At 68.5% G+C, this 9,048-nt stretch carries 10 protein-coding genes; 2 read left to right on the top strand and 8 right to left on the bottom strand.

What is annotated here, in order from left to right; genetic code table 11:
- From ACTS11_RS11470 to ACTS11_RS11440, 7 genes are all read right to left on the bottom strand, one after another.
- A partial coding sequence (locus tag ACTS11_RS11470; protein WP_442640449.1) for a heavy metal translocating P-type ATPase occupies positions 1-1,381 on the bottom strand: 1,381 nt, incomplete at its 3' end.
- A gap of 5 nt (positions 1,382-1,386) precedes the next feature.
- The gene (locus ACTS11_RS11465; protein ID WP_442640448.1) at positions 1,387-2,367 is read right to left on the bottom strand and encodes an FAD:protein FMN transferase; all 981 of its coding nucleotides are present in this window, start codon (positions 2,365-2,367) and stop codon (positions 1,387-1,389) included.
- A complete protein-coding gene (locus ACTS11_RS11460; RefSeq protein WP_442640447.1) occupies positions 2,348-4,555 on the bottom strand; it encodes a PepSY domain-containing protein in 2,208 nt (735 codons plus the stop codon). Before ACTS11_RS11460 ends, ACTS11_RS11465 begins: the two co-directional genes overlap by 20 nt.
- Positions 4,556-4,566: 11 nt before the next feature.
- Positions 4,567-5,037: a DUF2271 domain-containing protein gene (locus ACTS11_RS11455; protein WP_442640446.1), complete on the bottom strand. Its 471-nt coding sequence runs from the start codon at positions 5,035-5,037 to the stop codon at positions 4,567-4,569.
- 38 nt (positions 5,038-5,075) lie between these two features.
- On the bottom strand, positions 5,076-5,441 hold the full coding sequence (locus ACTS11_RS11450; RefSeq protein WP_442640445.1) for a hypothetical protein: 366 nt from the start codon (positions 5,439-5,441) through the stop codon (positions 5,076-5,078).
- 187 nt (positions 5,442-5,628) lie between these two features.
- The gene (locus ACTS11_RS11445) at positions 5,629-6,300 is read right to left on the bottom strand and encodes a cytochrome b/b6 domain-containing protein (protein ID WP_442640444.1); all 672 of its coding nucleotides are present in this window, start codon (positions 6,298-6,300) and stop codon (positions 5,629-5,631) included.
- Complete coding sequence (locus ACTS11_RS11440) at positions 6,293-6,613, bottom strand: PepSY domain-containing protein (protein ID WP_442640443.1); 321 nt, start codon at positions 6,611-6,613, stop codon at positions 6,293-6,295. Before ACTS11_RS11440 ends, ACTS11_RS11445 begins: the two co-directional genes overlap by 8 nt.
- A gap of 144 nt (positions 6,614-6,757) precedes the next feature.
- Here ACTS11_RS11440 and ACTS11_RS11435 point away from each other — a divergent pair, with 144 nt between their 5' ends.
- Entirely contained in the window at positions 6,758-7,417 is a 660-nt protein-coding gene (locus tag ACTS11_RS11435; RefSeq protein ID WP_442640442.1) for a response regulator transcription factor, read from the top strand.
- Positions 7,414-8,754, top strand: a complete 1,341-nt coding sequence (locus ACTS11_RS11430) for an ATP-binding protein (RefSeq protein ID WP_442640441.1) — start codon at positions 7,414-7,416, stop codon at positions 8,752-8,754. The genes ACTS11_RS11435 and ACTS11_RS11430 overlap by 4 nt, the downstream gene beginning before the upstream one ends.
- Positions 8,755-8,795: 41 nt before the next feature.
- Here ACTS11_RS11430 and ACTS11_RS11425 read toward each other — a convergent pair.
- Positions 8,796-9,048: Lrp/AsnC ligand binding domain-containing protein (locus ACTS11_RS11425; protein ID WP_442640440.1), on the bottom strand; the 253-nt coding region annotated here is incomplete at its 5' end.

Here is a 9,048-nt window from a genome sequence, read left to right as displayed (position 1 = left end):
CGCCTGTCGCGAGCAGGATACGCGCGATCCCCTCGCGGCGCAGCCCGTCGAGCATGGCGCCCGCGCCCTCGCGCAGCGGATCGGACATGACGAGATGCCCCGCCATGTGCCCGTCGACGGCGACGGCGACGAGGACCGAGCCGGCAGCGATGACGGAATGATCGCCGGGCCGCCGTCCGACGCGGGATGCGACGAAGGCATCGCCCCCGACGATGACCTTGCGGCCCTCGACATGGCCGACGACGCCTTCGCCCGGGATCTCCGCCACGTCCGACGGAACCGGCAGCGTGAAGCCCCGTGCCTTCGCGGCGGCGACAATGGCCTGCGCCACGGGGTGCTTGGAGGCCTGGTCGAGCGATGCCGCGACGCTCAGGATGTCGTCCTCTGCCATGCCGTCGTGGCTATCGATCGAGACAATCTGCGGTCGGCCGTCGGTCAGCGTGCCGGTCTTGTCGAGGATCAGCGTGCGGATGCGCGCCATCGTCTCGAGCGGCCCCGCGCCCTTGATCAGCACGCCGAAATGCGCCGCCCGCGACAGGCCGGCGACGAGCGCGACCGGCACGGCAAGGATCAGCGGACAGGGCGTGGCAACGACGAGCACGGCGACGGCCCGGATCGGGTCGCCCGTGAACCACCAGGCCGCAAAGGCGATGCTGACCGTGACGGCCAGAAACCCCAGCGACCAGCGATCGGCCAGCCGCGACATCGGCGCCTTCGACGCCTGCGCCTCCTCGACCAGCCGGACGATCCCGGCATAGGTGCTGTCCTTGGCTTCTCGCGTCGCCGTCAGATCGAACGCCTCGCCTGCGTTTGTGGAGCCACTCATGGCGTCGGCGCCCTGCGCGAGGCGCACTGGCAGGGACTCCCCCGTCAGCGCGGAGGTGTCGACGAAGGCCGTCTCCGAGGCCACCGTGCCGTCTACCGGCACCACGTCGCCCTGACGGATCAGGAGGCGGTCGCCGGGCGCGATGTGGTCGAGCGGGATCTCCTCCAGCCCACCGTTGCGGTGCCGGGTCGCGGTCCGCGGCACGCGGGAGAGGAGGTCGTGCATCTCGCGCCGGGCGCGGCCTTCGGCGAAGGCTTCGAGGAATGTGCCGCCGGAATACATCACCGCGACGACCGCCGCGGCGAGCGTCTCGCCGAAGACCAGAGCCGCCGACATCGACAGCGCGGCGACGATATCGAGGCCCACCTCGCCGGAGCGCAGGCTGCGCAGGATCTCCACCACGAGTGCGGCGAGCGCGGGAACGACGCCGGCGATCCAGATCAGGTTCGCAGCGTCGGGACGGCCGGAAAAGTAGAAGGCAAGTCCCGCAATCAGGCCGGTCGCGGCAATGAGCAGGATAGCGGTCTTGAAGCGATCAGTCCGTGTCGTCTCCATGCGGCCTATCTCCCCTCGGCTGAGGCGATTGCCGCTGGCTCTTCGGAAAAAAGTCGACCGACTCCCACGCCCCGTGCGCTAGCATCATCATCGCGCAAGAGGAACAGGGCGTCGAGCCCGCTTCGTCTTGCGAGCGCAGCACCTTTGTCCGGCCCAAGCACCATTAGGGCCGTCGCCCAGGCATCGGCTTCGGCGCAGGTTCGAGCCACGACGGTGACGGAGGCCGGCGACGCAATCAGCGGCGCGCCCCGCCTCGGGTCCATCGTGTGCGACAGGCGGCGCCCCTGCACCTCCACCCAGTAGCGGTAGTCGCCGGAGGTGGCGACGGAGGCATCCTGAAGCTCGAGGATCGAATGCGGCGTCCGGCGCTCTGCGTCCGGCGCCTCGACCGCGATCGTCCACGCCTCGCCGTCCGGCCTAAGGCCCATCGCACGCATCTCGCCATCGATCCCGACGAGTCCATCGGAAATCCCATGATCGCGCAGGGTCTCGGCGAGCCGGTCGACGCCATAGCCTTTGGCGATGGCGTTGAGGTCGAGCGCGATGGGCGCGGCCTTGCGAAGCTGGTCGCCGTCGAACTCCAGAACCTCGTGCGCTGGGCGGCGGCGGGTCTTCATCGCGACGTGGATGCCATCCGGCGCGGCAGCCGCAGGCCCGAAACCCCAGGCCGTCACCGCGTCGCCCATGCCAATATCGAACGCACCGCTCGAGGCGCGCCCGATCTCGAGGCCGAGGCGCAGGACCGCAGCCAGTTGCGCGGGCACCGCCACCCATTCTCCAACCAGCGCCGCGTTGAGCCGCATCAGGTCGCTGCCCGGGTTCCAGGTCGACATCTGTCCATCCACCTCGTCCACGGCCGCCTGCAGCGCCGCGCGGACCGGGGCCGGGTCGAAGTCCGGCTCCGCGAAGAACAGCGCCGACCAGCGCGTGCCCATGGTCGCCCCGTTCAGGGCGTGCCTCGTCAGCTCAGTAGACATCTTCGACATACCGCCCCTCCGCCTTCAGGACCGCCGGCGTCAGCCCGGCCGGTGCGAGGATCTCGGCCAGCGCCTCGGCCACGCCGGCGGCCATGTCCCGTCCGCCGCAGACCATCACGCGCGCGCCATTTCGGATGAGCTCTGCGACCTGAGTGGCCTCGCTGCGCAGCGCGTCCTGGACGTAATGGGGACGCGCCCCGCGCGAGACGGCCGTGACCAACCGGGTCAGGCGCCCCTCGTCCTGCCATCCGGGGAACTCCTCGCCATAGAAGAAATCGCTGTCGGGATGGCGCATGCCGAAGAACAGGTGGATCGGCCTGCGGCGCGTATTGCCGCGCACAAGGCCCGCTAGCGGCCCGATGCCGGTCCCTGCGCCGATCAGGATCAGGGGCGCCCGGCTTCGGCCCGGACGGAAGCCGGGGTTGGGGCGCAAGAAGGCGCTCACCGTGTCGCCAGGTTCCAGCGCTGTGAGCTGACCCGAGCAGAGGCCGCCGGGATGCTTCTTGACCACGATCTCGATGAAGCCGTCGCGGCGCCCAGAGGCGAGCGAATAGAGCCGCGGGACGGTCCCGCCTTCGGGCAGAATGCCGATCAGGTCACCCGCCTGGAACCGTGCGAACCCGCCCCCGAGCAGCCGTTGCCCGAGCGAGACACGGGGAAACGCGAAGCGGAGGATCGCCGTCGGGGCCTGCACCTCGGCGCCGTAGTCGCGCCGCGAGACGAGGGTCAGCGTGGTCGTTTGCGGCTGGACCGGCTGGTGCGTCAGTTCGAGCGCAATGCCGAGCAAGTCTCCGAGGGCCCGGCCCCAGCGCGCGAAATCCTGCGGCGATTGCCGGTCGATTGTGTCGAGCGGCAGAAGCTCGGGCCAACCCTTCGCCTGCGCCGCTGCCGCGACGTCCCTTGCGAAGGCGCAATAGGCCGGAAAGCTGCGGTCGCCGAAGCCGAGCACCGCCAGAGAAATGTCCGGCGCCCGGTCGGAAGCGTTCAGCCGGTCGAGAAAGCCCTTCGCCGAGGCGGGCGCCGCGCCGTCGCCATAGGTTGCGGCGAGCAGGATGATCCGCTGGGCCGTAGCGTAGCGTTCTGGCGCGAAAGCCGACATCGGTGCTGTGTGTACCTTCTGCCCGGCTTGCGTCAGTGCGGTGTGGAGCGTGGCCGCAAATCCCCAGGTGCTGCCGCCCTCGCTACCGACGAGAAGGATCGTCTCGGCGCGCGCCGCAAGCTGGTTGCCCCGGATGCGCGGCCGACCGCGCCGCCCGGCAAGCCAGACCAAGACGCCCGTCGCGCCCATCGCCGGAACCCCAAGCGCCATGAGCCCGAGCACGAGCCCGAAAGTCGCCGCGCCCTGTCCGGTGTGCAGCATGTAGATGGTTTCCGAGACGCGCTCCCATCCCGTCAGGTCGGCCCAGGCCAGAAGGGCCCCATCGCCCTGGTCGAGATAGCCGGTGCCCCGGTCGGTCTTGAGCGTGAACAGATCGGTTGCATCGCCGGGATAGGGAAAGCTCAGCTCGCGCAACTCAGCGACGGGCGTCTGCTGCAGCGTGGGCATCCGGCCCGGAGCGAACCCCGTCTCACCACTGACCTCGGTCGGCATGGCCGGGATGGCGCCGCCATCCGGCAGGAGATCGAAGGTCGACGCCGTCATCCAGAGGGCGGTCGTGGAAGACAGGACGAAGCCGACGACGGCGATCCGGGCGATCTCGACGTGCAGCCTGCCCGCGAGCGGACCGCGCAGGCGCGCGAACCAGTGCCGCCAGCCGCCCGTCCGCCGCGCGACCAGCGCCGCGCCGGAGAGCGAGAGGATCAGCATCGCGGCAGCCCCTGCAGCCATGGCTATGCGCCCGCCGTCCCCGAGGAACAGCGACCGGTGCAAGTTGGTCAACCAGCGTTCGGCCTGGTTCGGGTCGGCCGAGGCCACGCCCTCACCCGTCGCCGGGTCGATCACGGCGGCCCCCGGCGCGCCCTGATCGAACCAGTAGGCGGTGATCCGGCCCGAGGGTGATCGGCGGATCTGCTCGACGCCCGGATAGACCGTCTGGATGCGGTCCGCGAGGGCGGCGACCGTAAGCCCGGTCTCCGGCTGCGGGGCGGCAAGCCGTTCGGCCACAGGGAAGACCGACAGTGCCGCGCCACTCAGCGCGAGGATCGTGACGAGCGCGAGGGCCAGAAGACCCGGCCAGCGATGGAGTGCACGGATCATGGCCCCGATCCTCACATGTCGTAGGCGAAGCTGGCGATGTACCGGCGGCCCTGCACAGGCGTGCCCGCGCCATCGGTCGTGAGCGGCACCGCCACCTCGTTCGGGCTGTCGCGCATGTCCTCGACGGCCGCGTCGATGTGGAGGGTATAGCCCGCGTCGAAGAGCGCGTCGGCCAGGTCGAGCGTGATCTCGAGCGTGCGGCCCGCGCCGACGCTTGCGCCGGTGATGCCGTTGACCTGCGCGGTGTCGCCGCCGGTGGCGCGGTACCAGTCGCTCAGATGCTCGTAGTATTTCGACTTGCCGCCAGCCATCCAGAGACTGCCGACGTAAGCGCCCAAGGTATCGGTGACGTAGACCGCGAGATAGGCCCCGTCGCCGCCGTAATTGTTGAGGGTCGTGGTGAGCGTCACAGGCCTCGCCATGGCGAGGCCGGGGAGCGTCAGCGCGGTGGTGAGCGCGAGCGTTGCGAGAAGCGATTTCATCGGGTTGATCCTTGTTCGGAGAGGAGCTTGAGAGCGGTTCAGTTCACCTGAACCTGCGGCGGAGCGCCGTTCCCGAAGAGGCCGTTCTGCGGAGGGGCGACCGTGCCGGCGGGCGCGGGATTGCGAGCGCCACCGCGGCAATCGTCGTCGTCATCATCGTCGTCGCAGTCATCGTCGTCATCGTCATCGTCGTCGTCGTGGCCGCGACGCGAGCCGTCCCGCCAGCGGTCGTCGTCGTCATCGTCGCTTGCGAGAACGAGGGGCATGGTGTCCGGGGCGTCGCCGAAGAGCGCGGCGACGGGCCTAAGGACGTCGGAGGGGGCTTGCATCGCGCTCCAGGCGGGGACGCCGATCGCGGCGGTCAGCGCCGTGGACGCGACCAGAAGTGTCAGGGTCTTCTTCATGGCAGGGTCTCCTTGTCATCTGCTGAGGACAATCTGGAGACACGACCTGAGGGCTTGCTGACGCGTCGGCGATTCCCGCTTCAGCTTGCTGTCAGGAAGAAAGCGGCTTCCGAAAGAAAAGGGCCCCGCCCGTGAGGGCGAGGCCAGGCGGGGCCGCAGGGACGGTCGGCCTCGGGTATGGGTGCGGTCAGGCGATGTCCCCGGGACCAGGTCCGCGCTTGTCGCCCGTCACCATGGCGCGCGCCAGGTTCTCGCGGTGCCTGAAGGAGGCCAGAACGACGCCGCCCACATGCAGTGCGGCGAGCAGCAGCATCAGGTTGGCGAGCGTCTCGTGGAGCTCCTTCAGCGGTCCCTCGACCTCGCCCCGCGCGCCGTATTCCCGCTCGTCGCTGTCGTCGTCGGCCCAGGCGGGTGCCACGATGGCGGGCATGGACGGAAGCATCGCCAGACGGGCCTCATCCTCCATGAGCCAGCCGGTGAAAGCAGTCCCGGCCAGAGTAACCAGCAAGGCCACGACCATCGCCGCGCCCGCCGGGTTGTGGCCGAGGTAGCGCCGCTCGCGTCCGCGGGTCATGTCCCCGAGATAGGCCAGCGTCTCGCGAGGGCCCCTCAGGAACTGGGCGAAGCGCGCGTAGCGACTGCCGACGAGCCCCCAGACCAGCCGGAAGGCCACAAGTCCGGCGACGGTGTAGCCTGCAAGCTCGTGGAGAGGTTGCAGCTCGTCCGCAGTCAGCCATGCGGTCGCGAAGGCCGCGACCAGACCCCAATGGAAAACCCGGACCAGCGGATCCCAGACACGGACTTTGCTGCTCGGCGCCGTATTCATCTCTGGCGCCTGGTGTGAGATTGCATCAGTCATCGTCGCCTCCTTCGCGATCCCGGCGGGGCCGATCGTCGTTGTCCTCGTCCTCGTATTCGAACTCGATCACCTGCAGCGTCGCCGGATGAACGGTCACCTCGATCCGGCGCCCTTCGGCGTCCCGACCGTCGATCTCGTAGCAGCCGTCGTCGATCTTGATCCGCCGCACCGTCCAGCCGTTCTCCTCGGCCAGCCGGGCGACGGCGTCGCGCGGCTGCCAGTCGGCCATCGGCACGAAGCAGTCGTCGTCCGCCAGCGCGACACCAGCAGGAAAGACCGCGAGAAAGCCGAGAATTGTCAATATCTTCTTCATAGGCCAAACTCCTCGTGGCTCGCCACTTGACGCAATTCATGCGCGGCGAAGCTGACGGCAGCCTGAAGGGACGCAACCACCCGCTTCAGCTTCGTGTCAGCCGGACAGATCATGGAGGGTCATCGGAAAAGGACGGGGACGAGGATGCGCATCCTGCTGATCGAGGACGACACGGTACTGGGAGCCGCAGTGCGCGACCAGATCGCGGCCGATGGGCAGTCGGTCGATTGGGTGATGCGCCTCGATGCGGCCGGCGACGCTGTGAAAACCACGGCCTATGACCTGATCCTGCTCGATCTCATGCTGCCGGACGGTCGCGGGATCGGCTTCCTGAAGAGCCTGCGCGCGCGCGGAGACGTAACGCCGGTTATCATCCTGACCGCGCTCGACCAGGTGTCGGATCGGATCGAGGGGCTGAATGCGGGCGCCGACGATTATCTCGTGAAGCCCTTCGATCTCGCTGAGTTGTCCGCGCGGATCGGGTCTGTCGCTCGACGCTACAGCGGCAACCCGAACCCAATCGTCACCCACGGGCCGCTGGAAATCGATCTCGCCGCCCGCAGCGTGCATCGCGACGGCAAGCCCGTCCCCCTTACGGCGCGGGAATGGGCACTTTTCGAGGCCTTTCTCGCGCGGCCCGGTCAGCTTCTGTCCAAGGCACAGCTTGAGGAGAAGCTCTATGCCTTCGACGCGGAGGTGGAGAGCAACACCATCGAGGTCCATGTCAGTCGGCTTCGCAAGAAGCTCGGGGCTACGGTGATCGAGACGGAGCGCGGCATGGGCTATAGGCTGGGCCGTCCATGAAATGGCCCGCGAGCCTTCAGGGCCGGCTTGGTCTGTCGCTCGGGCTGGCGCTGACGGTGCTGTGGCTGCTCGCGGCGACGGTGACGGCCGTGATCGTCCGGGGCGAGCTGGACGAGGTCTTCGACAGCGCACTGCGGGAGACTGCGGAACGGATCCTGCCGCTGGCCGTCACCGACATCGTCGGCCGGGAAGATCAGGGCGTGACGCAACGGCTCGCGCCCATCCGGGAACACGACGAGCTCTTCACCTACCTCGTCCGCGACGGCGAGGGGCGTATCCTGCTGCAATCTCATGCGGCCGACCCTGCCGTGTTTCCGCCCTGGGACGGACAGGGGTTCCGACAGACCGCCACCCACCGACTCTACAGCGATGCGGCGCTTCAGGACACTATCCGCATCACCGTGGCCGAGCCGCTGGCTCATCGCGCTTCGGTCGCGCGGGAGATCCGGATGGGTCTCGGCCTGCCGCTGCTGATCGTCCTGCCGGTCGCACTTGGGGCCATCATCCTGGCGGTCCGCTTCAGCCTGGATCCCCTGCGCCGGTTCCGCACTCGGCTGGAGGCGCGCGGCGCCAGTGACTTGTCGGAGGTTCCTGCGAGCGATCTGCCGACGGAGATTGGTCCGCTGGCCGAAACCCTGAACGGCCTTCTTGACCGCCTGCGCGATGCGTTCGAGGCTGAGCGCAGCTTCGCGGCGAACGCGGCCCATGAGCTGCGGACGCCTCTGGCAGGCGCCATCGCACAGGCGCAACGGCTGCGGTCGGAAACCGAAGACCGGGCGGCCGCACAGCGCGCGACCGACATCGAGGAGACGCTGAAACGGCTGACGCGCCGGACAGAACGCTTGATGCAACTGGCGCGCGCCGAAGGCGGACGCCTCCTGTCCGACACGGCACACGATGCTCGGGCCGGCTTGCGTATCGTCGTCGAAGATATGATGCGCAATCTTCAGTCGCATGACTTGGCGCTCGACCTTCCCCAGACCCCGGTGCTCTCGACCATCGACCCCGACGCGCTGGGAATCGTCTGTCGGAACCTGGTGGAGAACGCGCTCAGGCATGGAGCAGCACATGGTGAGGTTAAGGTTCTGCTGACCCTAGACGGCGACCTGATCGTCTCAAACGCGGGACCCGTGGTCGAACGCGAGCGCCTCGCTCGGCTGACGGAGCGTTTCCAGCAGGACGTGCAGAAACCCGGCGGCAGCGGGCTCGGTCTCACCATCGTTGCCGCGATCGCAGACCGGACGGGAAGCAGACTGATACTGACGTCGCCGAGACCCGGAGCGGCAGACGGGTTTCAAGCGCGGTTCCAGTTGCCCTTGGCGGCGGATGAGGCCTGACCGAGCCTCGAGGCGACACGTTCGACATTGTCAAGCAGGCGTCATCCTGCGATCGACACAGCCAAGGGAAGGGATGTGGTGGTCCGTACAGCCTCGAGAGCAAACACGGAGTTCACGCTCCGCAGCCTGACCGTGGCGGTCAACGCCTCATAGAACTGGTCGAACGCGGCCATGTCCGCCACGACGACCCGCAGCAGGAAGTCGTGGTTCCCGGCGAGCCGGTAGACGTCGCGGACCGCTTCAAGGCCGTCGACGGCGGCAAGAAAACCGGCACGCCACTCCGCCGTGTGCTCG

It is taken from the genome of Roseicyclus sp., assembly GCF_052168335.1.
Lineage (GTDB): Bacteria > Pseudomonadota > Alphaproteobacteria > Rhodobacterales > Rhodobacteraceae > Roseibacterium.
This window is presented reverse-complemented; position numbering and strand designations above follow the sequence as displayed.